Raw genomic sequence first — 25,636 nt, 5'->3', positions numbered from 1 at the left:
TTCGCTCAATGGGCCCTGTCGAACGTCCACTTGGCGCCCGCGCCGGGGCCCACGGTGAGCGTCGACCGGCCGATCCGCTCCTCGTGGCGGTGGGCCACGGGCCGGTTGAGCGAGAAGGTGATCTCCCGGAGACCGGCCTCCTCGCGCGGTGTCGCGTCGAACCGGACCGTGGTGCCGCCCCGCAGCGCGACGGCGCCGCCGCCCGGCAGGGGCCGGACGTCGAATCCGCCCGCCCGCAACAGCGGCACCGTGCTGTCGATGTCGCGCGGTGTGGCGGCGATGCGCACGGACGTCACGTCGCGCATGAGGTGCTTGCGGTAGTCGTCGCTCAGGTAGCGCTCGCGGCCGACGTCCCCAGGGTGACGCGCGGGCTCGGTCCTGCCGCGCGGGTCGGCGAAGTACTCCGGCCGGTACTCCATCGACCAGGCGCCGAAGGAGTCGTACTGGTCGGCGGCGATGGCGAAGAAGCCGTCGAACCACGGCACCGGGACGCCGTCGCCGAAGTCGCGCGTCTGGAGGAAGTCGGTTGGAGTGACGCCCAGGTCCACGAGCCGCCGGCGCGCCGTCGCCAGGTCGCCCGCCCGCTCGACGGAGACGCCCATCCCACCCGCTCCGGACTTGCCGTCCCTGCCCGGCAGATCGCCGACCCCGAACAGTTCGACGTAGGTCTCCCGGCCCATCAGGTAGCGGCCGGTCCAGGTCTGCCCGTCGGACCCGGTCGTGGTGCGGACCTGGAAGTTCGCGAAGTCACGGAGGTAGGCGGAGTGCTCGATGGCGTCCGCGGTCTCCCGGTCAAGGATTCCGTACGCGTGGTTGAAGAAGAGGAGTTGGCGGCCGGGCGCGGGCGGGTCCCCGTCGGCCGGGGCCGCGTGGGCACTCCCCTGGACCGCCCAGACCAGCGCGGCGGCGAGCGCCACGACCAGGGCCGTGAGCATGCGTGACTTCCGGCGCAGCAGCAACATGCAGGCGATGGTAGAGCGGGCGCGAGCGCGGACGAGGGGACTCCGGGGAGCCCGGTGGGAGATTTCCGACGGGGGTCCGGTGCCGTCGTCGCCCGCCGCGGATTTCGCTCCCGCCCGCGCCGTGGGGTAGAGTCGATCTTGTGCTCGCCGCCGAACAGACGGTGCCGGGCCCGGCGTTGGTGGTCCAAGGAAAGGCGCCCCACTTCCTGTGGGGAGATGCAGGTGCAAGGCCTGCCCAGCGCTCGTGACAGAAGGCCCGGCCTCCGTGACGGAGGCCGGGCCTTCTGCTGTGCCCCGCCGCACGGCGGGCCCCCGCGTTCGCCTGCCGGGAGCCGTTTCCGGGGCGTACGCTGTGGGCGCGGTCATCCGCCGAGCAGCGTGCTCCTGCGGTCGCGGGAGGCGGTGGGGGCATGCCCGTCCGGGGCTGCGCGCGGCGCGGACCCGGAGGGCGGTGGACGTCCCGTCAGCGCGACAGCACGCCCCGGCCCGCCCTCGCCGTGGAGACGAGTTCGGCCACGGTGGCCAGCTTGACCCGCGGGCGCCCCGCACTCCGCCCGCGCGTGACCTCGGCCCGCTCGATGGCGGCGAGGCCGCGCGCGTCGATCACGTGCCGGTTGCGGCGCCGGGCCAGCCGGTGGAACGCCTTCGGTCCCTGTCGCGGGGCGGGGAGCGTGCCCGCGACCGCGTCGGCGAGGAGGGTGGAGACCGTCTCCGCGGCGCAGGTGCGGTTGGCGCCGATGCCGCCGGAGGGGCCCCGCTTGATCCACCCCACGACGTACGTGCCCGGCCGCCCGTCGACCCTGCCGCCCTCGTGGGGCACGGTGCCGTCGGACTCGTCGAAGGGCAGTCCGGCGACGGGCACGCCACGGTAGCCGATGGCGCGCAGGACGAGGCCCGCCGGTATCGTCCGCTCCCCCGTGTCCGCGGCCACCCGCACGGCCTCGGCCCGGCCCGCGCCCAGGACTTCGACGGGTTCGCAGAAGAAGCGCAGCACGATCCTGCGGCCGGGCGCGGGCTCCCGCTCCCAGTCGGGCCGGATGCGTGCGACGCCCCGCAGGACCGCCGCCTTGTCCGTCGCGCGGGCGGCGTCGACGGCGGCGGCGACGCGCGGGTCGTGGTCGTCGACCGTCAGCTCCACGTCCGGCAGGTGCTTGAGGGCAAGCAGCTCGGACCTGGTGTACGCGGCGTCCTCGGGGCCGCGCCGCGCGAGCAGGACCACCTCGCGCACCTTGCTCTCGCGCAGGGCCCGCAGCGCGTGGTCGGCGATGTCGGTGCGGGCGAGCGTGCCGGGGTCGGCGAGCAGGATCCTGGCCACGTCCAGGGCGACGTTGCCGTTGCCGACGACGGTCACGCGCTCGGCCGACAGGTCGATGCCGTCCGGTGCCGCGTCCGGGTGGGCGTTGTACCAGGCGACGAAGGCCCGCGCGGAGATGCTGCCGGGCAACTCCTCGCCGGGGATCGACAGTCGGCGGTCCGCCGACGCGCCCACGGCGTAGATCACCGCGTCGTGGTGGTCCGCGATCTCCTGCGGGGTGACGTCGGTGCCCACCTCGAGGCCCAGGTGCATCCGCACCCGCGGGTGCGTGTGGAAGCGGGCGAAGGTCTCGCCGACCTTCTTGGTCGCCGGGTGGTCCGGCGCCACGCCGTAGCGCACCAGGCCGCCGGCCACCGGCAGCCGGTCGATCAGCGTCACCTCGGCGCTGGTGTGCAGCAGCAGATCCTGCACCGCGTACATCCCGGCGGGTCCCGTCCCGACGACGGCGACCTTCAGCGGTGCGAAGTCCGACGGCAGCACGCGCGGGAAGGACGGCTCGCCCCAGGTGTGGAAGTTCGGCCCCTCGGGCCCGGGGGCGGGCGCCCCGGGCGCGGCTCCGGACGTCCCGGGCGCCGGATCGCGGTCGTAGTACGCCGCGTTGATCTCGGCGTACTCCCGCTGCGCGGCGGGCAGGCTGTCCGCCGGGAAGATCGCGTCGACGGGGCAGGCGTCGGCGCAGGCGCCGCAGCTGATGCAGGTCCCGGGGTCGATGTGCAGCATCTCGGTGCTGCCGAACGCCCGCTCCTGCGGCGTGGGATGGATGCAGTTGACCGGGCACACGGCGACGCACGTGGCGTCGCTGCAACAGGTCTGCGTGATGGCGTAGGTCATGGCCGTCGGCTCAGCTCGCTCGGGTCCGTCGGCTCAGATGAGGTGGGCGCGCTTGTAGAACACCAGCGCCGGCTTGGTGAGCAGACCGCACGAGGCGAGGAACTCCATCAGCCCCGAACAGCTCGACCGCATCATGGACTTGTGGTGCTCGTTGGCCTTCGCCTCGGCGAGCGCGCGCTCCTCGTCGAGCCCGGCGTTCGCGTACACCTTGCGGTTCACCATGCTGGTGACGATGACGTACGAGGCAATGGCCACCACCAGGGCGTTGAGCTCGCGGCGCGCCCGGCCCGCGCCCGCGAGCCGCTTGCGCGTCTGGTCGCGGGCGAACTTCATGTGCCGCGACTCCTCGACGACATGAATGTTGTTGATGGTGCGGACGAAGGGCACGACGCGCTCGTCGCGCATCCAGTCGCGCTGCATGACGTCGAGGACCTCCTCGGCCACCAGGATCGCCGCGTACGCGGCCTCGCCGAAGGCAACCGACTTGAAGACCCTGCCCAGTTCGATGGCCCAGCGGCGCGGCCGGTAGGCGGGCGCGCCGAGCTTCTCGGCGCCGCGGGCGAACATGATGGAGTGGCGGCACTCCTCGGCGATCTCCGTCAGGGCCCACTGGACCTCGGTGCCCGTCGGGTCCTTGGCGTAGACGTCGCGGAGCACCATCTGCTGCAGGATCATCTCGAACCAGATGCCCGTGCTGGCCACCGAGGCGGCCTCCTGCCGGGTCAGCTCCTTGCGCTGCTCCTCGGTCAGTTCCTGCCAGTAGGCGGTGCCGTAGAGCGTGCTCCACTCCGGGCTCGCGCCGTGGTACGCGCGGTCGAGCGGCGTCTCCCAGTCGACCTCGGTCGCCGGGTCGTACGCCAGCACGGCGGCCGAGTCCAGCAGCCGCCGGGCGACATCGCCCTCCGGGGAACCGCCCTGAGTGCTCGGGCGAACAGTGCTGCTTGCCATGCTGCGACTCCTTGGCTTCAGACGTCCGGGCAGCGGGCACGGCACCCTGTGGCACGGCGGGCCGCGACCCCCTTGTTAGACGGAATGTATAACAAGGGGGTCGGGTCCGCCTACCCTCGAGTAAGTACGAGATTCGACAGGGCAGGTCGGGTCGCTTCCGCGACGGTCAGCCGCTCGTCGCGGGCCACCGGATCCGCGTACTGCACGCCGACACGACAAGGGCGGACGCCGCGACGGCGGCAAGACCCCAGACGAGACTGCTCGCGTGCGCGATGAAGCCGATGAGCGGCGGGCCCGCGAGCAGACCCGTGGTGCCCATGGCGGCGACCAGGGTCAGCGAGTCGGAACCCTGGCCCGCCGCGGCCACATAGACGCACGGGGTGACGGCGGCGATGCCGAGGCCGACGCAGGCGAAGCCGAGCAGCGCCGGCACCAGACCGCCGCTGAGCAGGGCCAGAGCCAGACCGGCCCCGGCCAGGACGCTCCCGGACAGGACGATCCTGCCGTCGCCCCAGCGGCTGCGCCAGCCGTCGGCGAAGAGGCGGGCGACGACCATCATTCCCGAGACGACGGCGATGCCGAGCGGCGCGAGTTCGGCGGACGCGTCGGCCACGTCCTTGAGGTAGAGGGCCGACCAGTCGTTCATGGCCCCCTCGGTCACCGTGCCGAACGCCATGGCGACACACATCCACAGCGTCATGCGGGACGGCGCGGTCCAGCTCTTCTTCTTCGCCGCCTTCTGCTCTTCCGCCGCCTTCCCCTCGGTCTTCTCGGCCGCCTCGGTGGCGGGTCGCTCGGTCAGGAGGCCCGTCCTGGCGTAGGCCACCAGCAGGAGCAGCAGCAGCGCGGCCACCGCGAAGTGCGCGGCCACCGCCGAGGTCACCGCGTTCATCCCGGAGGCGAGCAGCGCGGCGAGCAGCGAACCGCCGCTGAACGTCGCGTGCAGGCGTGCCATGGCGTTGCGCTCGTAGCGGCTTTCGAGCTCGGCTCCCTGCGCGTTCATGGCGACGTTCAGACAGCCGACGAGGACGCCGTCGACGCACATGACGAGGAGGGCGACGGAGTAGTTGGGCGCCGCGGCGAGCGCCGGAAGGAGCAGGGCGAGGCAGAGCGCCGACAGCAGCGCGAGGCGCTGCGAGCCGAGGCGCCGCATCAGCACCGCCACGATGGGGAACGACACGGCCGCGCCGATGCCGGCGGCCATCAGGAGCACGCCGACCTCCGCCGCTGACAGGCCGAGGTCCGTCTTGATGGCGGGGATCCGCGCCGCCCAGGTGGCGTACTGGAAGCCCAGCGAGCAGAACAGCGCTGCGATCGCCAACTGGCCGCGGTGGAAAGGATCACGCAAGCGGAGCACCCGCATCAGCCCACTTCTCTGTTTCTCGTGCTGGTCGTACATGTCGCGCCGGTTCTGTGTCGCGCTCACGTGCTGCTTCCGTTCCTGTGCGCGGGGGCGGGACACCGGGCAGCGGCCGCGACATGTACACGGCGGTCGGGCCGTAACCGGTCGGCGGCGGCCCCCCGCGGCGCGCGGTGAAGCCCCGGCCCGACCAGAACGTCTCGCTGCCCCCGACCGCGATCAGGGAGATCTGCTCGTACCCGTGCGAGCGGGCCGTCTCCGTGAGGCGCCGCAGGAGGTGCCGCGCGAGGCCGCGGTGGCGCAGGTGCTCCGCGACGACGATGTCGTGCAGGTGCAGGTTGCGCGAGGGCCGCGGCGCGGCCCGCTCGCTCCCGCCCAGCTCCGGGTAGGTGGACTCCGGGTACGGCAGGGCGAGCAGGTAGCCCGCCAACTGCCCTCCCAGGTCCAGCGCGAAGCACGTCTCCGGGGACGCGTGCACCCGGGACTCCAGCGCGGGCCGCCCCTCCGAGAGGCCGAGCGGCTCGTAGGCGCGGGACTCCAGCGCCACGATGGACTCCCAGTCCCCGTCGGCGATGCGGCGTACGCGTATCTCCTCGGTCATGCGTCGCCGCCCGCGCCGTCGATCCAGGTGTGGGGCAGGGGGCTGAAGCCGTTGAAGCCCCGCGTCATGTAGCTGGTCGCGTACGCGCCGCAGGAGAGCACCCAGACCGGGTCGCCCGACGCGAGCGTCCCGGGCACCTCGACGAGGCCGTCCTCGTGGGAGAAGGCGTCGTCGCTGTCGCAGGTGGGGCCCGCGATCACGGCGGGGACGGACGGTGCGTCGGGATGCGCGGGGAAGACCAGGCGGTACTGCAACTGGTCCATCTCGTAGAGGCCGTTGAACTTGCCGCAGCTGAGATAGAGCCAGTACTGGCGCTCACCGTCCGGTCGGCGGCGGGCCGCGAGCCGGGAGACGTGCGCGCGGATGGCGCCCTGGTCGGCGACGAGGTAGCGGCCGGGTTCCACGACGAAGGCGAGCCGATGGCCGGGGAGCGCGCCCAGGCGTGCCATGCCCTCGCGGATGACGGTGAAGATCTTGTCCAGCGGCGGGTCGAGCCGCGTGCCGAACTTGTCGCGGTAGCCGAGGGCGGGCAGACCGCCGCCGAGATTGACGTGGTCCAGCCGGATGCCGCGCCCGGCAAGCGCGGCAAGGACGTCGGCGATGCGGTCGATGGCGCCCTGCCAGGCGTCGGCCGTCATCTGCTGGGAGCCGACGTGCACGGAGAGACCGGCGGGCGTCAGCCCCAGTTCGCGCGCCGTCTCCAGCACCGTCACGGCGTCCTCGGGCGAGCAGCCGTACTTGTTGCTGAGCCCCCAGAGCGCCCCCTCGCCGGTGGTCGCGAGCCTGCAGAACACGCGGCTGCCCGGGGCGTGCGCGGCGATGGCCCGCACGTCCTCCAGGCTGTCCGTCGCGAAGTCGCGGATGCCGAGCCGGAAGGCGTCGGCGATGTTCCGGTCGGACTTGACGGTGTTGCCGTAGTGCATGCGCTCGACCGGCACCCCGGCCCGCAGCGCCTGTTCCACCTCGGCGGGTCCTGCCGCGTCGACTCCGGAGCCGATCCGCGCCAGGCGGTCGAGGACCTCGTCGACGGGGCAGGCCTTCATGGCGAAGCGGACGGCCACGCCGGGGAGTTCGCGGCGCAGCGTGTGGTAGCGCTCCTCGATGCCCGGGAGGTCGAAGACGACGCGGTCCTCGGTGGCGGCCGCCAGGGCGTCGAGGAGCCGGGGGCTGTCGAGGCCGGGCTCCGTGCCGTCGGCCCCCCGCGTCTCGTGCGTCATCGTCGCGCTCACGCCGGGTTCCCCGCCGTCAGGAGCGGACCGGCGTCCTTGCTCGCGCGGACCAGGGGTGCCCACGCCTCGGTCAGCAGCGCGAAGTCCTCGATGTCGCTCCGTGCCTCGTCGAGCAGCCGCTCGCGGCGCCCGGCCAGGTGGTCGGCGAAGTCGGCGTACCGGCCGCCGAGCGTGCGGTAGGCGGTGTCGACGCGGTCGAGGCGCCGGAGGTTCTCCGCCCGGTCGAGCCGGGTGCTCTCGCGGGCGAACTCCGCGATGACGTCGGCGCGGACGTTCCCCCGGTCGTCGAGGAGCCCTTCACCGGCCGCGGTCATCCGGTCGTAGATGTGGTTGAAGTAGAGCATCGAGAGGAAGAACTTCACGAAGCGCGTCTGGTACGCGAGGAAGCCCGCGTCGGTCCTGCGTTCCGCGGTGTAGAAGTTGACGATGTTGCGGTTGTGCAGGACACCGGGCAGTGCGGCGTCGTGGACCAGGTGGATGAGGAAGTAGTCGCTGCCGATGGTGTCGGTGGCGGGCGGCAGCGGCACGCTCTCGTGCACGCCGTGGAAGCTGATGTTGCACATGTCGACACGCATCGGGTCGACGAGGGTCAGCGTCGCGTGGTCGCGTACGAACGGGTCGGAACCGGCGCCCCGGAAGGAGTCGTCGACGAGTGCCCGCTTCTCGCCGTCGGACCAGTGGCCGGGTGCCCAGAGGCTGACCACGTCGTAGTACACGTCCGGGTCGAGCCGTTGGATCTCGCCGATGTCCACGGAGAGTTCGCCCACGAAGGAGCTGCCGACCATCGCCACGCGCTTGTGTGCGTGGCGCGGGTCGAGGGTGTTCTCGGTGACGCCGGGCGCGGCATCGGCCGCGGGCCTGCCGAGCGACATCAGCTCGTGGTGGACGGGGAAGACGGGCTCGCCGTCGACCGCCTGGTAGTGGCTGTCGGAGTCCCTGCGGTGCACGGACTCGCAGCCGAGGGCGGCGCCGATGAGGAAGGCGCGGTTGGTGCACGCGCCGTAGGAGACGCCGTCGGGGAGCATCAGGTCAAGCATCAGCTCGGGCTTGGCGACCCCGGCGCCGCCGATCACCCGGCGCAGGAAGGCGCGCTGGGCCTGCTCGTCGAGGTGGTGTACGACGACGCCCGGCAGCTGGGGCAGGGCCTGAACGGCCCGGGCGTGTGCGGCGAACGTGGCGGTGTCGGAGGAGTCCAGGATCAGCAGGTGCGCCTCGACGTCGAAGTGCGCGGCCGCGTAGGCCGCTTCCTCGCCGATCGCCGCGATGGTCTGCGGGCAGGCCCGGTTGGTGGGGAGCGTCAGGCAGATTCGGCGCATGCGGCGTCCCCGTTCGACTCGTCGAAGGGGCGGCCGTTCCAGGACTTGAGGCCGAGCAGCTTGGCGCCCAGGTCGTTGAGCGCGGCGGTGCCGTACCGGAGCGACTCGTGCTTCTGGGCGTCTCCCAGGAGCGTGGCGTTCCACTGCGGCGTGCTCAGGTTCTGCCAGGAGTCGACGCGCGAGCGGCGCAGCTCCTCGTGGGTCTCGAGCGCGGGCATCATCGAGAGGTACTGGACCGCCCGGACGCCGTTCTCCGAGGTGTTGGGGGCCACGCCGTGCGCCAGCAGGCCGTTCCAGATGAGCAGGTCACCGGCTTCGAGCTCCGGCCGGACCACGGGCATCTCGTCCCGGTCGATCGCCGGGCGGATGGGGTCGCGGCCGTCGGGCTGGAGGGCCTTCCACCGGTCGAAGCGGCGGAACAGCTCGGGGCAGCACTGGAAGCCGCCGTGGTCCTGGCGGGTGTCGTCCAGGGCGATGATCCCCTGTACGCGCTGGGGCAGCACGCCGAGCGTGGTGTCGACGTCCCAGTGCAGGTTGATGTCGAACCCGCGCTCCGTGGGCGCGATCAGGGAGCGGGAGCGGTTCCTGACGTTGGGCGGGTTGAGGTTGAGCCGGTCGAGGGTCACCCAGAGCTCTTCGCAGTCCCATACGTCGACGAACGCGTCGTAGACCCGCTGCGCCTGGCGGCTGTCCCAGATGAGCTGGTGGTGGTAGGCCTCGACGAAGCCGTAGACGTGCAGCTCGCGGTCGAGGTCGGAGCGGAACTCGCGCTCCTCGTACCAGGTGTCCGGGCGGCCGCGGTCCAGGCCCTGGAACTCCCAGGCGAAGTCGAGCAGGTCCTTCGCGGCCTCGGTGGGTATCGCCTGCTTCACGACGACGTAGCCGTACGTCTGCCAGAAGGCGAAGTCCTCCTCGGAGAGCACCCGCAGGGGGCGGGTCTTCTCGAGGTCGCGCAGCTGGGTCCGCGCGAGGTACGTGTCGCCGTCCGCGCTGAAGTAGGGGACGGCGGAGGGGGCGCGATGGAGGTAGGCGTCGCTCGCTGGCATGTGGTGCTCCAAGGTTCGGTTCTGTCGTCCGGCGGCAGGACTCCACGCCGGGGCGGCGGCCCCTTCGGGCGCGCCGGGGCAGCGCGTTCACACCCGCCCCCTGTCGAACTTGCGTCCCACCAAAATGGACTAGACCAACTACCCGTGTCAACAATTGAATTGGGCGCCTTGGCAGGGAAAAGAGCGACATTTACCCCCAGTTCACACGCCCGCCATATGAGGATTCGGCAAAGATCCCGCAGCTCAACTCCGGGCTACTGAACGGTAGTTGGTCCGGACCAGGAACCGGACGGCGCGGCGAGGCCGCCGACCGCTTCGCCGCGCTCCGTCCTACCTGAACAGCCTCCGGACGCAGTCGTGAGCAGCGGCGGCGATGAAACAGAGCCGCCCGCTCACAGTCGCGCCCGGAGGCTGTTGCCCTCAGGGAGGTTCAGGGTCGTCCAGGACCGGCCGCAACCGGCCCGGCCCCTGCCGTCACTCGTCGATCGCCGCGCCGAACGCCGAGTCCGCGGCGGGCGCGCCGAGCGAACCCGCCCCGTACGTCCAGGACCCCGCGCCGGTCACCCCGCCCGAGCCCGCGGACAGGACCCACACCACGCCGTCCCCGGTGTTCTCGCCGGGCGCCGCCGCGAGGAGGCCGAAGCGGCCGTCCCTGTTCGGGTCGGTGAGCCGCACCTGTCCGCCCCACTTGTCGCCCTTCTCGGGCTCTCCCGGGATGTCCGCGTCGCCCTGGTCCCAGGACTTGGCGCCGGTCGCCGTCATCCCGTTCTCCGAACCGTTCAGGACCCATACGGCGCCCGCGTCGGCGATGGTGCCGATGTCCTCGCCCGGCGCGCCGATCGCGACGTCCGCGTAGCCGTCGCCGTTCGTGTCCGCGACGGACAGGTCCGCGCCCCAGCCGTCACCGCGCTCGGCGGTGCCGGGCACGCCCGCGGAGTCCTGGGTCCACCACTTGGCCTCGTCCACGAGGCCGTTCGCGGTGCCGTAACGCACGCCGACCAGACCGCCGGTCATCGTCTCGCCGCCGTCGTCCGGGGAGGCGGGCTCGCCGGTCACCAGGTCGTCGTAACCGTCGTGGTTGATGTCGCCGGAGGCCGCGACGGGGCCGCCGCGCAGGTCGTTCTTGTACGTGAGGCCGTCGGCGCCGCCCGCGAACTGCACGGACCAGCCGTGGCCGGGCTCGTCCCCCGTGGTGACACCGGAGGCGACGAGGTCGGCGTAGCCGTTGTTGTCGTAGTCGCCGGTGGTCAGCGACTTGGACACGATCGTGCCTGCGTCGGCCGACCTGGCGAGGCGCTGGGTGGCCTGGCGGCGCAGCGGCGCCTCCCCGCGGGCCTGCGGGGCGGGGTCGTACACGAAGAGCTCCATGTTGTCCCGGTCGAGGACGGCCAGGAGGTCGCCGGGAGTGTCCGCGGTGAAGTGCGCCGCGGCGATGCCGAGGCCGAACTGCTGGCCCGCGGCCGCCTGCTGGCTCTGCAGCCAGCTGCTGGCGGACCCGGTGAGGCCCGTCCTCGATCCCCAGAGGACGGCGACGCCGCCTGCGTCCGCCTGGTCGGCGAGGTCCTCGCCGGGGATGCCGATGACCGCGTCGTCGTAGCCGTCGCCGTCGAGGTCGCCGGTGGCGACGGCCTTGCCGAAGCCGTCACCCGCCTCGGCGGCGCCGGATACGCCGCCCGTCGACTGGCTGAACCGGGCGACATCGGTCGTGCCGATGCCTCTGGTGGACCCGTACTGGACGGTGACGAGTCCCGCGCCCTTGGCGCCGCTCACCGTGGCACCGGGGGCGCCGACCAGCACGTCCTCGTAACCGTCGCCGTTGAAGTCACTGTTGCGGTCGTCGGCGTGGGTGCCCCCAGGGGTGCCGGCGAAGGCGGAGGGGGCGGCGGCGATACCGGCCCCGGTCAGCAGAAGGAACGAGGCCGCGGCGAGGGCGGCCGAACGGTTCTTGCGCACGAGCGGCTCCTGTGAAGGAAGGTGGCCGGGCAGGCGCGGGGGGTGTCCGGAAAGGGCCCGTTCCTTGTCCGGCGTCCTGTTCGACAGGGGATGCGCCCCAAGGGTTGTACGGAGTTCAGAAACCGCTCTCCGAAGCCCGACTCGCCGCCCCCGGGCGTCGTTTCCAGCCGTGCGCGTACGCCGCCACCCAGGTGATCTCCAGACGCGCGCTGCTGCCGGGCGCGGCCCCCGGCCCCTCCAGGGCGCTCTCGTTCTGCGGGATCCAGACGGCGGGCGGTCCTGCACGCCCTTCGCGTCGTGTCCCGTATCCCGCCCGTCGACGAAGAACCGCACGTGGCCGGGGGTCCACTCGGTGGAGACCGGGTACCCCCCGGTCCAGTCGTCGGCGCCGGGGTACGCGCCCTGTTCGCCTCCGCCGCACGGGTGGCGGAAGGCGCTCGGCGAGCCGGTCCGTTCGCCCTCGGGGTGGTCCATCCCGCAGCCGCCGCCGCGGTGCGGCCAGGCCGATTCGCAGCCGGGACATGCTCGGTGACCTTGATGCGGGCGCTGTATTTGCCGTACTTCATCTGCATGACGGCACGTGGTACTACACGGCGGCGCCTGTCGTGCGCCGTCTCGGTTTCGCCGTCCGCGGCGGCCCCGGCGCCGCGCGGCGGAATTGTGCGCGGTGAGAATTGCGGAACCGCCAGGCCTTTCCAGACCTTTACGGAACCTGGAATTACGTACCGGGCGACGACTTGAACAGGAATTCGCCGTACGCGCCGGAACAGCGCATTCCCCGGCTGCCGCGTCGGCCGAGCGGCGTCCGGAATCCGTCCCCGACGGTCCGGCACTCGTCCTTTGCAGTGCTCTTCACGGAAAGCACGGATCGGTTGAATGGCCCGGGACGCCGATCGTGCGAGCCTCCTCCACGTCTCTGCCCAAGCGAGGAGTTGATGTGCGCGTTACCTTTCCCTCCCTCATCCAGTCCGGAATGAGGTATCTCTGTGTCGTCGGCGTCGTGGCGGGAAGCGGTTTCACGGCCGGGCCCGCCACGGCGCATTCCTCCTCAGGACCGGGGTCCGCCCCGGCAAGACCCGCGGCGGCCGCCGCGAAGCCCCTGCCCGGCGGGCTGGGCCCGTGCGTGCCGGGCACGTGCCCGGACGGCGACTACCCGCCCATCGGCAACGGCGCGATCAAGTACCGCGACAACGGCATCAACGTCTACGTCGGCGGGGACTTCCTCGTCCGCCGGCGGGCCGCGGAGGCCGAGGGCCGCGTCGTGGTCCTCGGCGACTTCGACCAGGACAAGGAGGCGGGCGCGAGCAGCATCTACAACGTCGGCGAGGCCGGTGTCGGCTCCCGGGTGGCGCCGCCCGTGGGCTCGGACTGGCTCACCACGGGCGGGGACGTCTCGGTCGCCGACGGCGAACGGCTGCTCGCCGAGGGCGGTGTGGTGCGCCACGCCGGTGACGCCACCGGCAGGGTCGTCGGCACGCTGCGCAAGGATCCCGACGCCGCCAAGCCCTACATCCCCCTGCGGGACGAGCTGACGGCCGCGAGCCAGTGCTACGCGCACCCCGACGGCGGCACCCGCACGCCCACCGGAACGGCCACGCACGCGGGCGGCGAGACCCTGTTCCGGGGTGACAACAGCTCCATGCTGCAGGTCTTCAACGTGGACTTCGACCTGATGGGCCGCAGCGGCGGCCAGGAGGGCATCCGCTTCGAGGGCATCCCGGACGGCGCCACGATCCTGGTCAACGTCCTCGGCTCGCCGCGCACCATCAACACCTACAGCGGCACCCTCGACGACAGCAGCCAGTTCAACAAGCTGCGCAGCCGCCTGCTGTGGAACTTCCCCGACGCCACGTCGGTGGAGTTCAAGGGCACGGGCCAGTTCCAGGGCAGCGTCCTGGTGGGCAACCAGCAGTCGAAGACCACGATCAGCGTGCCGGGCATGAACGGCCGCTTCTTCACCACCGGCTCGCTCACCCACACCAGCGCGGCGTCGGGCGGTGGCGGCCAGGAGATCCACAACTACCCCTTCCTCGGCGACCTGCCCGACTGCGACACCGAACCGGCCACCGGCCAGGTCAAGATCGTCAAGACCGACGAGGAGAGCGGCAAGCCGCTCGTGGGCGCCGAGTTCGAGCTGTGGGAGGAGACCAACGGCGACGACGGCCTGCAGACCGGCGGCGCCGACCCCGACACGAAGGTCGGCAGCCCCTGCACCACCGAGGCGCAGGGCGAGTGCGTGCAGACCGTGCCGACCGGCACGTACTACTGGCGCGAGACGAAGGCGCCGAAGGGTTACGAGCGGCCCACGCCGAACGTCTTCGGACCGCTGGAGCTGACCGAGGCGAACGCCGAGGACGGTGTGACCGTCACGGCGACCAACACCAAGAAGGAGCCGAGCGTCGTCAAGGGCGACGTCACCGTCGTCAAGAAGGACCGGGACACCGGAGCCGCCCTCGCGGGCGCCGTCTTCCAGCTCTGGCGCGAGAGCAACGGCAGGGCCGGTCTGCAGCGGGGCGGCGCCGATCCGGACACCCCGACGGGTGACCCCTGCACGACGAGCGCGAGCGGTACGTGCCGCAGGACCGTCGCGACCGGGACGTACTACTGGGTCGAGACGAAGGCTCCGGACGGCTACGAGCTGCCGGACCCGGCGGTCTTCGGTCCTCTCGAACTCGACGACGCCGCCGCCACCGGTCGCGGAGTCTCCGTGGAGGCGCTGAACAGCAAGCGCGACGAACCCGGTGACCTCGGTGCCATCAAGGTCGTCAAGAAGGACGGGAAGACGGGCAAGCCGCTGGGCGGTGCCGTCTTCCAGCTGTGGCAGGAGACCAACGACCGGCCCGGCCTGCAGACGACCGGTGCCCGCCGGGACACCCTCGTCGACAGGGGCTGCGCGACGGACGGCAGGGGGCGGTGCGACTTCCAGGGCCTGGAGCTCGGCTCGTACTACCTCAAGGAGACCGCCGTTCCCGACGGCTACGTCCTGCCGAAGAAGACGGTCAACGGCCCGTACAGGGTCACCGCGGGCAACGCCGACAAGGGTGTGACGGTGACGCTGCACAACCAGCGCGGCGGAGGCAAGAAGGGGAAGTGACTCCCCCGGTCCGGGTACGGGTGGCGTCAGCTGCCCGTACCCGGCTTCGTTCCCCAGAGGTAGAGCCGGTCGCCCTTCATCAGCAGGTCGTAGAGGCGCGCGGCGTCGCCCATGGCCATGTTGACGCAGCCCGCCGAGCCGGACGAGAACAGGTCCGAGCGGGTGCCGTGCAGGGCCTGGCCGCCGTTGAAGAACTGCGCGTACGGCATGGCGACGTGATAGATCGTCGAGTAGTGGTCGCGGCTCTTCCAGTAGATCCGCTGCCAGCCGCGGCGGGTCTCCAGGCCGTCCCGGCCGCTGCGGATCGGCACCGGGTCGAACACCAGCCTCTTGCCGCTCTGCGCCCACAGGACCTGCCGGTTCAGGTCCACACAGGTGACCCGGTAGGGCCGGACGGGGCAGGCCCGCCGGGCCGCGGGGTCCCGCCGGATCCGGTCGGCGACGACCAGGCGGTAGGTCCGCAGAGTCGCCCTGCCGTCCGCCGGGCGGATGCCGAGCCGCTGCTGGAGTCGGCGGATGGCCACGCAGTCGGCGGTGGACTGGCGTCCGTCGACCGGCAGCCGGAGCTCGCGCTCCAGTTCCCGCTGATAGGGGGCGGTGCCCGCGCGGCACGCCGGAGCGGCGGCGACGGCGGCGCCCGGCACCTGGGCCACCGGAACGGCCAGGGACAGGGCGGCGATCGAGGAGAGGAGCCAGCGCATCGCACCAGCTTCGCCGCTGCGCGGCCGCTCCCCCGGCGACACGACCCGACCATCGCACGATTGGTCCATCCGGGGCGCCGCCCCCTCACCCGCAACGCTGTTGCAACCTGCCGAGGAAAAGAGTGGTCCCATGGACCGTCATGAGACGAAGGACACCGCGGGCGACGTTCCCCGTGTGGAGCTCACCCCCGCCGCCGCCCGGCTCGTGCGGCGGCTGCGGGAGGTGCACGGACCGCTGATGTTCCATCAGTCGGGCGGCTGCTGCGACGGCAGTGCCCCCATGTGCTTCCCGGACGGCGAGTTCCGCACCGGCGACTCCGACGTACGCCTCGCGTCGCTGACGGTCGAGGGCGTGGCCGAGCCCGTCGCATTCTGGATGTCGAAGAGCCAGTTCGCGGTGTGGAGCCACACGCGGCTGATAGTGGACGTCGTGCCGGGCCGCGGCAGCGGCTTCTCGCTGGAGGCGCCGGAAGGCGTGCGTTTCCTCATCCGTTCCCGGCTGGTCGGCACGGGGACACCGGGACCTGGTGAACTCCGTTGACTGCTGGGAGAGTTGCTTTGCTGATCGGTCGACTTCAGGGGGTTCTGTGACACGCCAGGAGCAACGCGGTGGACGGTTCAGAACGGCCTGCACCCTCATCACGACGCTCGGCACGCTGGCCGGTGCCGCTCTTGTGGGAGCGGCACCGGCCGGCGGCGCTGTCGGAGGTGCGGAGCAGGCGGGCAGCAGCATCGCGCCGGGCGTGGAGTACCGCTACTTCGACATTCCCGCCTCGCACGGCACGGCCCGCGCCCATGTCCTCGACGTGGATCTGCGCGACCCGCGGGTCGGCGTCGGCCTGCTGTATCCGGGCAAGGTCGCCGCGCGGGCGCCCGTCTCCGCCCTTGCCGACGGGGTCGGCGCCGTCGGCGGCATCAACGGCGACTTCTTCAACATCACCGAGACCCAGCACCCGGGCGTGCCGGCGACCGGCGCGCCCGTCGGCCCCTCGGTCACGAACGGCCACGCGCTGAAGGGTGCCGTGCCGAACGGGCAGCGCTTCGGACCCGCGATGCCGCCGGGCGTGACCACGGAGGCCGTCCTCGGCGTGGGGTACGACCGCAGGGCCCGCCTCGACAACCTCTCCCTGAACGGGCAGATCCGCACCCGCGACACCCGGCTTCCGCTGGGCGGCCTCAACCAGTACGCGCTGCCGGTGGGCTCCGTCGGCGCCTTCACCAGCGACTGGGGCGAGGTGTCACGCGTGCGCGCGACCTGCGGAACGGACACGAACCGCGGGGCGCCCTGCAGCGCGGACACCCATGAGGTGACGGTCCGTGACGGGCGGGTCGTGGCGTCGGCCGACACGCCGGGCAGCGGTCCCATCGAGCGGGGCAGCACGGTCCTGGTCGGCCGCGAGGCGGGCGCGCAGGAGCTGCGGAAGCTGTCGACGGGCGACCGGGTGCGGGTCACACACCGTCTGGTGGGCACCGACTCGCAGGTGCCGTTCCGCTTCGCCCTCGGCGGCTGTCCTGTCCTGCGGGACGGCGTACCGCTGCCCGGTCTCGACGCGACCACGTCGGCCGTGCGGACCGCGGCGGGCATCTCCGACGACGGCCGTCGGCTGCTGCTGCTCTCGCTCGACGGTTCCCCGCAGTTCCGTACGGGTCTCACGGTGGCCGAAGTGGCCGACACCCTCAGGGATTTGGGGGCGCAGGAGGGCTTCAGCCTGGACGGCGGCGGTTCCTCCACGCTGGTCTCCGCCACCTCCACGCTGGTCGCGCGGGCGCCGGGCGCCGATGCCGTGACGGTCCGCAACAACCCCAGCGGCGGGGCGGAGCGCCCGGTGCCGAACGGCATCGGCGTGTTCTCCCGGGACTGACGCGGTCACCGCGTGTCGCGCACCGCGACGAGACCGTTGAAGGCGCCCACGTAGGCGGTGCCGTCGGGCCCCAGCGTCACCGGGGCCCAGTTGTTGTCGTACGCGATGCCCGTGCCGGCGAGCTGCTTCCAGCGGGTGTCGCCGGTGCGGAAGTCGACCGCGGTGAGGTACCAGGCGTCGATGCCGAGGCTGTTGGGCTCCTTCGTGTAGAAGTACAACAGGCCGTTGGCGGTGGAGAGTTTGGGCACGGTGGAGGGGGAGCGGACACCGCTCTCCCAGGCCGTGTCGCAGCCGCTGCCGTCCTCGCGCACGTCGATGCGGCTGACGCCGCCGACGACGCTGCGCCCGAAGGTGAGCGACGTGATGTTCTCGTAGCCGTAGTTGTTCTCGACGACGAGGCTGTCGCCCCAGGTGATGAGCGAGTTGTCGGTGGTGGAGGCGCCCGGGCCGAAGACGGGCACCTTGCAGACGAGCCGCTCGTCGTCCGGCACGCCGGCGCCGCGCCGGTAGACGAGGACGTTCATGCGGTCGTCGGCGTTGTCGGTGATCGCCACGTAGTCGTCGTGCGCGCCGAAGAGGTCGGGCGTGGTGCCGGAGCCCTGGTTCACCGAGCCGGGCTTGGTGCCGGTGCCGCGGTCGTACGTCTGACGCCAGACGGCCTTCGGGGTGCCGTCGGCGGTGGCCCGGAAGCTGTAGAGGGCGTGGTCGGAGACGATCGACACGCCGTCCTCGGCGACGGAGAAGGAGTTCTGGATCTCCTCGCCGTCGAGCCGGACGGAACGGATGTCGCCGGACTTCGGGTCGACGGTGCCGATGCGGCCCTGGCGGGTCACCCACCAGATGCGGCCCTCCCAGTCCGGCATGACGGAGGTGACCGGGTCGCACTGGCCGCTCGGGTACAGGTTGGTCCAGCTGACGCAGTCGTGCGGGACGTGCGCCGTGAGGTCCCACTCCTTGTCGACGACGAAGCGCCGGCTCCCGTCCGCCGCCCGCTCGTGCGCGAGCCGCACGATGTGCTGGCGGGAGTCGGCGAGGACGAGCCGGTCCTGGTCGTCGAGGTAGGAGTAGGCGCCGCCGGACGTGTCCTTGAAGATCCTGGAGAAGTCGAGGCGGGTGATGGCCTCGATGGTCGAGGGCCGTTGGGGCAGCTTGTACTCGGCGAGCGTGTCCAGTGTCTTCGGGTCGAGCAGTTTGACCAGGAAGCCGGTGAACGTGCCGCAGACGGTGACGATGCGTCCCTCGCGGTCGAAGGTGACGGTGGCGCACTCGCCGCCGAGCGCCGCCATCTTCTCGCTGTCGACGGCGGGCCGCCTGCCGAGCGGCCCGCTCCAGGGGTACGTGCCGCTGCCCGCCGCGTCCGCGTGCATCCCGCTGCGGCCGTTGGCGGCGAGGTGGGGGTGCTGGGGCGGCGGGGTGCCGGGCAGCGGGCGGGCCTCGGCGGGCGCGCCCCCGTACTGCTCGACGAGCCGGTGACCCGGGGCCCTGGGGATCTCGTCGGCGTACGCGGGGCCCGCGAAGGAGACGGTCAGGGCCACGACACTGGCGGAGGCGAGGCGGCGCAGTCTGCTGGACATGCGCCGAAGCTAGAGGGCACCCCCTCAAGTGTCCATGACACGACGTCAGTTGTTCATGAACCCGCAAGGAACGGTCATGGCTGGATGCCGCTGACGATGTCGGCGGTGGCCGTCAGGCCGTCGCGGATGGTCGGCGCCATGCTGGAGCTCGCCAGGTAGAAACCCAGCAGGCCGCAGACGATCGCGTGCGAGACCTTCAGCGCTCCGTTGCGCAGAAAGACCACCGCAAGGATCAGGAGCAGCATGACGACAGAGATGGAAATGGCCATGGGAGTACCTCCTCCGCCACGTGACACCGCGGCTCACGGCCGTCAGTTTGGCGTAGCGGAGGGAGCGTCCGGGCGTCTGACCTGTGCTCCGAACGGGTGTTATGTGCGCGAGTGTTGCTCGGCGCCCGTCACCCGCCGTGCGCGTCGAGGAATGTCTCGAGGCCCGCGAGGTCGTCGGTGTTGAGGTGGTCGACCCCGGCGGCGAGCAGCTCGCCCCAGACCGCGTCGCGCTGCGGGCCCGGCAGGTCCGGCGTCGCCCAGAAGCGCACGCGCTGTCCGCGCGCGTGGGCCCGGGAGACGATGCCGCGCAGCTTGGCGCGTTCGGCGGCGGGTACCGGGCCCGTGCCCTGCCAGGTGAAGTTGAGGGCCCAGTTGTCGCTGATGAGCGGGATGAGCGAGGCGGGCGCCGGGGTGCCGAGGTCGAGGAGGCGGCCGTCGTAGAAGGCGTGCCTGATCCGCTGGGCCTCCATCGGGGCACGCGCCGCGCGGTCACCGGAGACGACGGCGGTGATCGCGCCGCGGCGGACCTTGCCGTAGGCGTACGTGGTGAACAGCCGCCGGTAGGGCCGCAGATGGCGGTGGAGCTCGGTGTACGTGGACGCGCCCTCGGTCTTGATGTCGACGAGCAGCTGGAAGGGGGCGCGGTGGTGGCCCCGGTACACCGAGCCGTGCTGGGCGCGCACGCGGGCGGCCAGGGGATCCAGGTAGAGGGATTCGAGGGTGCGGGTGGGGTCGAGGTCCACCGGGTCGTGGGCGACGAGGAGCTGTCCGTCGACGAGGTAGATGTCGGCCTCGACGCTGTTGAAGCGGTGGTCGAGCGCGTCGAGCAGGGGTCTGGGGTGCTCGTAGTCGTTGTGGGCGTGGGCGCGCAGCAGCGGCCTGGGGTGGTGTCCGCGGTCGTTCGCCTGCGCGTAGGCGGGCGCCGCGATGCCGCCCGCGAGGGCGGCGCCGAGGGTGGTGAGGGCTCTGCGACGGGTGGTGAGGGCCATGTCTGCCTCCCGGTAGGTCGGGTCGGGGCGGCGTCGGGTCCGACGCCCGGCTGCGCCGACGGGCGGAACCTCAGTGAGTATGAGGCTCCATCCGGGTCAGGAAACCCTGCCGGTACGGGAGTTGGCGCTATCGACGCCGGCCGTTCACGCCCGCCGCGCGAAGTCCTCCGGGTTGGCGCAGCGCGCGGGCGGCTCGCCGCGCGGGAAGCGGCCCACCTCGGCGGTGCGGTACGGGCTCCTGGTGGTGGACGACGGACTCGTGCAGGACGAGGTGCGCGGGATTCACCGGGGTGGCACGGAGGTACGGGTCGTGCCGCGGGCCCGAGAGCCGTTACGCGCCGGGGCGTCCCGCCAGCTCGTCCCAGTGCGCCGTGCGATCGCACCACCGCTCCAGCAGTACGCGGTCGTGCCCGACGGCGAGCAGTCCGGCGCCGCGCTCGGCCCGGTACTCCTCCACGACGTGCACCAGGGCGGCCGTCGTCGACGCGTCCAGCATCGCCGTCATCTCGTCGCAGATCAGCCAGCGGGGTCGCAGCACCAACGCGCGGGCCAGGCAGGCGCGTTGCAGCTGGCCGTCGCTGACCTCGTGCGGGCGACGGCCGAGGAGCTCCGCGCCGAGACCGACGCGGGACGCCAACTCCGGCACCAGGCCGGCCGCTTCCCCGCTCCGGCCCACGGCCCGCAGCGGCTCGTCGATCAGCGCGGTGAGGGTCAGGCGCGGGTCCGCGGAGAGCCGGGGCTGCTGGAAGACGACGCCGAAGGAGGTGCGCTGGGCGCGGGGCGCGCGGTGGCGCCAGCCCGCCGCGGCCTCGCCGTCGATGACGACCTGCCCGGCGTCGGGCCGGTGCAGCAGCGCGGCGACCCGCGCCAGGGTGGACTTGCCGCAGCCGCTGGGGCCGAGCAGTCCGACGGATTCACCGGGCGCGACGGTGAGGTCGACGTCCCGGACGACGGGGGCGCGGCGGTCGTATCCGGCGGTGATGGAGCGCAGTTCAAGCACGGGGCGCCTCCAGCACGTCCGCGTGGGGATGGTGGCAGGCCGAGCCGCCCGTGCGTGCGGGCAGTGCGCGGCACGCCTGGTCGGCGCGGTCGCAGCGGGCGGCGAACGCGCATCCCTCGGGGAGCGCGGACAACTCGGGCGGCATGCCGGGGACGGGCGTGAAGGCGCGTTCGGGCAGGGCGTTCAGGAGGCCGCGGGCGTAGGGGTGCCGGGGCCCCGGCGTGCCGAAGAAGTCGTCGGCGGCGGCGAGTTCGACGACGCGGCTGGCGTACATCACGGCGACCCGGTCGGCGATCCGTTCGGCGGCGGCCAGGTCGTGGGTGATGAGGAGCAGCGCGCGACGGTCGCCGACGTGCCGGCGCAGCTCGTCGACGGTGCGGTCCACGAGGTCGCGGTCGAGGCCGGTCGTCGGCTCGTCGGCGAGCAACAGCGGCGCGTCGCCGATGAGGGCGAGCGCGGTGGCGGCGCGCTGGGCGAGGCCGCCGGAGAGTTCGTGGGGGTAGCGGTCCAGGTGCCCCGCGGGGAAAGCGGCGCGCTCGGCCGCCGCTTCGGCCGCCGCCCGCAGCCGGGGCCTGCGCACCCCGGCGAGCTCGCGCAGGGTCTCCTCCAGCTGGGCGCGCACGGTGCGGACCGGCGTCAGATGGGCGGCCGGGCTCTGCGGTACGAGGCCGACGCGCCGCCCCCGCACGGTGCGGGCCAGGGTGCGTTCGTCGGCGGTGAGGAGGTCGGTCTCGCCGAGCAGGGCGCTCCCGGCGGTCTGTGCGTTCTCCGGGAGCAGGCCGAGGAGTGCGGAGGCGAGCACGGACTTGCCGCAGCCGCTCTCGCCGACCAGGGCGAGGCACTCCCCCGCCGCGAGGTCGAAGGTGGCGTCGGTGACGGCGCTGACGTGGCGGCCGCCGCGCATGCGGAACCGTACGGAGAGACCGTTCACCGAGAGGACGGGGACCGTCACAGCATGAGCTCCGATCGGCGCCGGGGGTTGATCCGTTCCCGCCAGGCGCCCGCGAGGCCCGCGATCGCCAGGGTGGGCACGATGATGAACAGGCCGGGGAAGAGCGTCGGCCACCAGTCACCGGCGAGCAGCGAACCGCGCGCGCTCTGCACGAGCGTGCCGAGGCTCGCCTGGTGGGTGGGGAGGCCGAGGCCGAGGAAGGACAGCGCGGACTCGTGCCAGATGGCGTGCGGCACCATCAGGACGGCGGCGAGTCCGGCCTGGGGCAGCACGCCGGGCAGCAGGTGGCGTACGGCGACGCGCAGCCGTGAGGCGCCGCCGGAGATCGCCGCGTCGACGTAGGGCCGCGAGCGCAGCGACAGGACCTCGGCGCGCACGATGCGGGCGGTGGACAGCCAGTGCGTGAGCGCCACGGACACGACGACGGGCCAGACGCCGGGCCGGAACATCGCGACGATGAAGATGCCGAGCAGCAGGTGCGGCACGGACGAGAAGACGTCCACGAGGCGCATCACGACCCGGTCCACCCAGCCTCCGGAGGCGGCCGCGAGGGCGCCCACGGCCGTGCCGATGACGGTGGCGACGACCGCCGCCACGACGCCCACCAACAGCGACACCCGCAGCCCGTACACGCAGCGCAGGAGCAGGTCGCGGCCGACGTCGTCGGTGCCGAAGGGGTGCGCCAGGGACGGCGGCCGGAGCTTCGACGCGAGGTCGACGGCCTGTTCGTCGAGGTGGACGAGGGGCGGCACGACGAGGACGGCGAGGACGACCGCGGCGACGATCGCCGCGGAGGAACGCACCCGCCACGCGCGCGTGGAGCGGCGCACGCCGCCGCGGTCGCGCCAGATGATGTCGGCCATCTGCGGCATCTCAGCCATCGAATCCCACCCTCGGGTCGGCGAGGCCGTACAGCAGGTCGGCCACGAGGTTGCCGAGCAGGACCGCTGCCGTGGCGAGCGCGGTCAGCGCGGCGAGCAGCGGGAAGTCCACGGACGTCGCGGCCTGCACGGTGGCCGCGGCGATGCCGGGCCAGCTGAAGACGGTCTCCACCAGGAGTGCCCCTGTGATGAGTTCGGGCACGCGGGAGCCGATGAGCGTGAGCACGGGCAGCATGCCGGAGCGCAGCGCGTGCCCGAGGAGCACGGTCCGCTCGGCGAGGCCACGCGCGCGTGCCCCGCGTACGGGGTCGTCGCCCAGGGCGTCGCCCACTCCCTGCCGCACGTACAGGACGAACCACGGCAGCTGCGAGACGGCGAGCACGCCCGCGGGCAGCACCAGGTGGCTCGCGACCTGTCCGGCCGTCACGGTCGAGCTGGCCGTGTCGGTGAGTCCGCCCGAGGGGAGCACGCCGAGCTTCAGCGCGAAGAGCCAGACGGCGAGGAGGCCGAGCCAGAAGGGCGGCGCGGCTTCGAGGGTGTAGGCGAGGGAGGTCACGGCGCGGTCGACCCAGCCGCCGGGCCTGCGGGCGGCGAGCACGCCGAGCGCGGTGCCGAGCAGGATCGCGAGGAGGAACGCGGTCGCGGCGAGCAGCACGGACCAGCCGATGCGCTCGCCGATGGCGTCCGCGACCGGCTGGCGCAGGGTGCTGGAGTCCCCGAGGTCGCCCGTGAGCGCCGAGGTCAGCCAGTCCCACCAGCGGGCGGCCAGCGGCCGGTCGACGCCGAGGTTGGCGCGCAGCTGGTCGAGGTTCTCCTGCGAGGCGGTGAGCCCGGCGGTGCCCGCGTACGCCTTGACGGGGTCGAAGGGCGAGGCGGCGGCGACGGCGAAGACGCCGAAGGTGACGACGAGCAGCACGGGGACGGCGAACAGCAGCCGTCGTCCCGCGAGGCGCGCCATCGGCCCCCAGGGGAGGCGACGGCGCGTCACCTTCCCCGGGGCCTCGGTGGTCGCTGACGTCACTTGTTCGGCTGCCAGTCCTCGACGTTCCACCAGGGGCCGGAGGCCAGGCCGTGGTCGTGCGGTTCGACCTGGGTGCTCAGGTCGCCGAACTTCTTGTCGACGACGTAGAGGTGGTCGATGTGGGTGAGGAAGGTGTAGCCGGGGTCCTTGACGAGCTCGCGCTGGATCGTGTCGTAGGCGGCCTGGCGCTTGGCGTGGTCGCCGCTCTTGCGGGCGTCCTCCAGGGCCTTGTCGACCTTGGAGTTGTCGTAGTGCGCCATGTTGTTGAAGCCGTCACCGGCGAGGGAGGACTTCAGGAGGGTGTACTGGTCGAAGTCGGGGTCGGCCGGGGAGCCGCCGCCGGCGAGGACCGCGTCCTTGGGCATGCGGGGCTGGATGACCTCCCACGTGCCGGACTGCACCTCGACCTTGATGCCGATCTTCTTGGCGTCGGACGCGTAGGCGAGGGCGTGGTCCTGGCGGAGCTTGTCGCCGGAGAGGTACCAGAGCGGGAACGTCGCCCGGACGCCGTCCTTCTCGCGGATGCCGTCCTTGCCCGGCTTCCACCCGGCGTCGTCGAGGATCTTCTTCGCCCCGGCGGTGTCGAACTTGCGCTCGGTGCCCTTGGTGAACCAGGGGCTGTCGGTCGGGACGGGCCCGTACGCCTCCTTGCCCTCGCCGTACAGGATCGAGTCGACCATGGCCTTGCGGTTCACGCCGACGTCGAGGGCGCGGCGGACGTCGGTGTCGCCGGTGACCTTGTTGCCGGTGGGCAGGGTCACCACGCGGTAGTCGAAGGTCTTGGCGGCGTAGGTGTTCTTGTCGCTGTCGCCCTTGTACTTCTTGGCGAGGTTGGGCGGCAGGATCGCGCCGTCGAGCTCACCCGCGTCGAGCCGGGTGGCGCGGATGTCGTCGTCCTTGATGATCGCCATGGTGAAGTTCTTGACCTTCGGCGCGCCGCCCCAGTAGCCGGGGTTGGCCTTGAAGGTGAGCTTCTCGCCCTTGGACCACTTGACCAGCTTGTACGGCCCCGTGCCGACCGGCTTGGTGGTGAAGTCGCCGGTGTTCACGTCCTGCTTGCCCGCGATGTGCTCGGGGGCGATGGGCAGCACGGTGCGCTCGGCGAACGGCGCGTAGGGGTACTTGAGGTGGAAGACGACCGCGTCCCCGCCGGAGCCGCCCTTCGCCTCGACGCTCTTGACGGCGTCCAGCTCGGTCTTGGAGGCGTTGTTGGTCTTCTTGTCGAGGATGGTCTCGTAGGTGAAGACGACGTCCTTGGCGGAGAACGGCTTGCCGTCGCTGAACTTGACGCCCTTGCGGAGCTTGTACGTGTAGGTCCTGCCGTCGTCGGTGACCTTGGGCAGCTCGGCGGCGAGGGCGGGCTTGAGCTTCATGTCGGCGTCGTGCGTGAGCAGGCCGTCGAAGATCTTGGAGTTGCCGTCCTTGCCGTAGCCGAGGAGCGGGCTGAGAGTCTCGGGCTCGTAGGCGATGCCGACGACCGCGGAGTCCTTGGCGCCGCTGTCGCCGTCGCCGGGCGCCGAGCACGCGGAGGCGGCGACCGCTATCGCGGCCGCCGTCGCCGTCGCGCCTGCGCCCCGTATCGATCGGGCCCTCATGCTCCACACCCCTACTGAAGATCAACTGTTATTGCGAACAGTTCGCAATTATGCACCACGTAATGGTGACGTAAAACGCGCAGCCCGCACCTGGTAGATGCGGGCTACATCGAATTCGTGGGTGAGGTTCGTACGAC

General features: G+C 72.2%; 21 protein-coding genes. 3 read left to right on the top strand and 18 right to left on the bottom strand.

Annotation, left to right across the window (positions count from 1 at the left end; genetic code table 11):
• Positions 1–5: 5 nt before the first annotated feature.
• The 9 genes from ACZ69I_RS12790 to ACZ69I_RS12750 form a co-directional block, all read right to left on the bottom strand.
• Positions 6–923, bottom strand: coding sequence for a DUF5829 family protein (locus ACZ69I_RS12790; protein ID WP_470832067.1), 918 nt, complete (start codon positions 921–923; stop codon positions 6–8).
• 502 nt (positions 924–1,425) lie between these two features.
• A complete protein-coding gene (locus ACZ69I_RS12785; RefSeq protein WP_470831987.1) occupies positions 1,426–3,108 on the bottom strand; it encodes an FAD-dependent oxidoreductase in 1,683 nt (560 codons plus the stop codon).
• A gap of 33 nt (positions 3,109–3,141) precedes the next feature.
• Entirely contained in the window at positions 3,142–4,056 is a 915-nt protein-coding gene (locus ACZ69I_RS12780) for an AurF N-oxygenase family protein (protein WP_467679800.1), read from the bottom strand.
• A gap of 166 nt (positions 4,057–4,222) precedes the next feature.
• The gene (locus tag ACZ69I_RS12775; RefSeq protein WP_470832065.1) at positions 4,223–5,419 is read right to left on the bottom strand and encodes an MFS transporter; all 1,197 of its coding nucleotides are present in this window, start codon (positions 5,417–5,419) and stop codon (positions 4,223–4,225) included.
• Positions 5,397–6,017: a GNAT family N-acetyltransferase gene (locus ACZ69I_RS12770; RefSeq protein ID WP_470831984.1), complete on the bottom strand. Its 621-nt coding sequence runs from the start codon at positions 6,015–6,017 to the stop codon at positions 5,397–5,399. The genes ACZ69I_RS12775 and ACZ69I_RS12770 overlap by 23 nt, the downstream gene beginning before the upstream one ends.
• Positions 6,014–7,234, bottom strand: a complete 1,221-nt coding sequence (locus ACZ69I_RS12765) for a type III PLP-dependent enzyme (protein WP_470832063.1) — start codon at positions 7,232–7,234, stop codon at positions 6,014–6,016. Before ACZ69I_RS12765 ends, ACZ69I_RS12770 begins: the two co-directional genes overlap by 4 nt.
• 8 nt (positions 7,235–7,242) lie before the next feature.
• Positions 7,243–8,562 carry a DUF6271 family protein gene (locus ACZ69I_RS12760; protein ID WP_470831982.1) on the bottom strand — a complete coding sequence of 440 codons (1,320 nt, stop codon included), beginning with the start codon at positions 8,560–8,562 and terminating at the stop codon, positions 7,243–7,245.
• Positions 8,544–9,608: a phytanoyl-CoA dioxygenase family protein gene (locus tag ACZ69I_RS12755; RefSeq protein ID WP_470831981.1), complete on the bottom strand. Its 1,065-nt coding sequence runs from the start codon at positions 9,606–9,608 to the stop codon at positions 8,544–8,546. Before ACZ69I_RS12755 ends, ACZ69I_RS12760 begins: the two co-directional genes overlap by 19 nt.
• A gap of 474 nt (positions 9,609–10,082) precedes the next feature.
• Positions 10,083–11,561, bottom strand: coding sequence for an esterase (locus tag ACZ69I_RS12750; RefSeq protein ID WP_470831979.1), 1,479 nt, complete (start codon positions 11,559–11,561; stop codon positions 10,083–10,085).
• A gap of 973 nt (positions 11,562–12,534) precedes the next feature.
• On the opposite strand from ACZ69I_RS12750, the gene ACZ69I_RS12745 reads away from it, so the two are divergent.
• A complete protein-coding gene (locus ACZ69I_RS12745) occupies positions 12,535–14,655 on the top strand; it encodes a choice-of-anchor A family protein (protein WP_470831978.1) in 2,121 nt (706 codons plus the stop codon).
• Between the two features lie 26 nt (positions 14,656–14,681).
• Here the strand turns inward: ACZ69I_RS12745 and ACZ69I_RS12740 are convergent, their stop codons facing one another.
• Positions 14,682–15,356, bottom strand: a complete 675-nt coding sequence (locus ACZ69I_RS12740) for a L,D-transpeptidase (RefSeq protein ID WP_467679813.1) — start codon at positions 15,354–15,356, stop codon at positions 14,682–14,684.
• A 130-nt stretch (positions 15,357–15,486) separates the two neighbouring features.
• Between ACZ69I_RS12740 and ACZ69I_RS12735 the strand changes: the two genes are divergently transcribed.
• Entirely contained in the window at positions 15,487–15,897 is a 411-nt protein-coding gene (locus tag ACZ69I_RS12735) for a DUF779 domain-containing protein (protein ID WP_470831977.1), read from the top strand.
• A 46-nt stretch (positions 15,898–15,943) separates the two neighbouring features.
• Positions 15,944–17,218: a phosphodiester glycosidase family protein gene (locus ACZ69I_RS12730; RefSeq protein ID WP_470831976.1), complete on the top strand. Its 1,275-nt coding sequence runs from the start codon at positions 15,944–15,946 to the stop codon at positions 17,216–17,218.
• Between the two features lie 5 nt (positions 17,219–17,223).
• Here the strand turns inward: ACZ69I_RS12730 and ACZ69I_RS12725 are convergent, their stop codons facing one another.
• The 8 genes from ACZ69I_RS12725 to ACZ69I_RS12690 form a co-directional block, all read right to left on the bottom strand.
• On the bottom strand, positions 17,224–18,792 hold the full coding sequence (locus tag ACZ69I_RS12725) for a hypothetical protein (RefSeq protein ID WP_470831975.1): 1,569 nt from the start codon (positions 18,790–18,792) through the stop codon (positions 17,224–17,226).
• 74 nt (positions 18,793–18,866) lie between these two features.
• Positions 18,867–19,061 carry a hypothetical protein gene (locus ACZ69I_RS12720; RefSeq protein ID WP_361722932.1) on the bottom strand — a complete coding sequence of 65 codons (195 nt, stop codon included), beginning with the start codon at positions 19,059–19,061 and terminating at the stop codon, positions 18,867–18,869.
• Between the two features lie 128 nt (positions 19,062–19,189).
• A complete protein-coding gene (locus ACZ69I_RS12715) occupies positions 19,190–20,050 on the bottom strand; it encodes a phosphatidylinositol-specific phospholipase C/glycerophosphodiester phosphodiesterase family protein (protein WP_470831973.1) in 861 nt (286 codons plus the stop codon).
• A 331-nt stretch (positions 20,051–20,381) separates the two neighbouring features.
• Positions 20,382–21,050 carry an ABC transporter ATP-binding protein gene (locus ACZ69I_RS12710; RefSeq protein WP_470831971.1) on the bottom strand — a complete coding sequence of 223 codons (669 nt, stop codon included), beginning with the start codon at positions 21,048–21,050 and terminating at the stop codon, positions 20,382–20,384.
• Positions 21,043–21,954 carry an ABC transporter ATP-binding protein gene (locus ACZ69I_RS12705; RefSeq protein WP_470832062.1) on the bottom strand — a complete coding sequence of 304 codons (912 nt, stop codon included), beginning with the start codon at positions 21,952–21,954 and terminating at the stop codon, positions 21,043–21,045. Before ACZ69I_RS12705 ends, ACZ69I_RS12710 begins: the two co-directional genes overlap by 8 nt.
• Before the next feature lie 44 nt (positions 21,955–21,998).
• Complete coding sequence (locus ACZ69I_RS12700; protein WP_470831970.1) at positions 21,999–22,883, bottom strand: ABC transporter permease; 885 nt, start codon at positions 22,881–22,883, stop codon at positions 21,999–22,001.
• Entirely contained in the window at positions 22,876–23,841 is a 966-nt protein-coding gene (locus ACZ69I_RS12695) for an ABC transporter permease (protein WP_470832060.1), read from the bottom strand. Before ACZ69I_RS12695 ends, ACZ69I_RS12700 begins: the two co-directional genes overlap by 8 nt.
• 59 nt (positions 23,842–23,900) lie before the next feature.
• Positions 23,901–25,499, bottom strand: coding sequence for an ABC transporter substrate-binding protein (locus tag ACZ69I_RS12690; RefSeq protein WP_470831969.1), 1,599 nt, complete (start codon positions 25,497–25,499; stop codon positions 23,901–23,903).
• Between the last annotated feature and the right edge of the window lie 137 nt (positions 25,500–25,636).

The sequence above is a fragment of the Streptomyces sp. NPDC036815 genome, assembly GCF_055609205.1.
The sequence above is the reverse complement of the archived record's forward strand: the minus strand, read 5'-3'. Positions and strand labels throughout refer to the sequence as shown.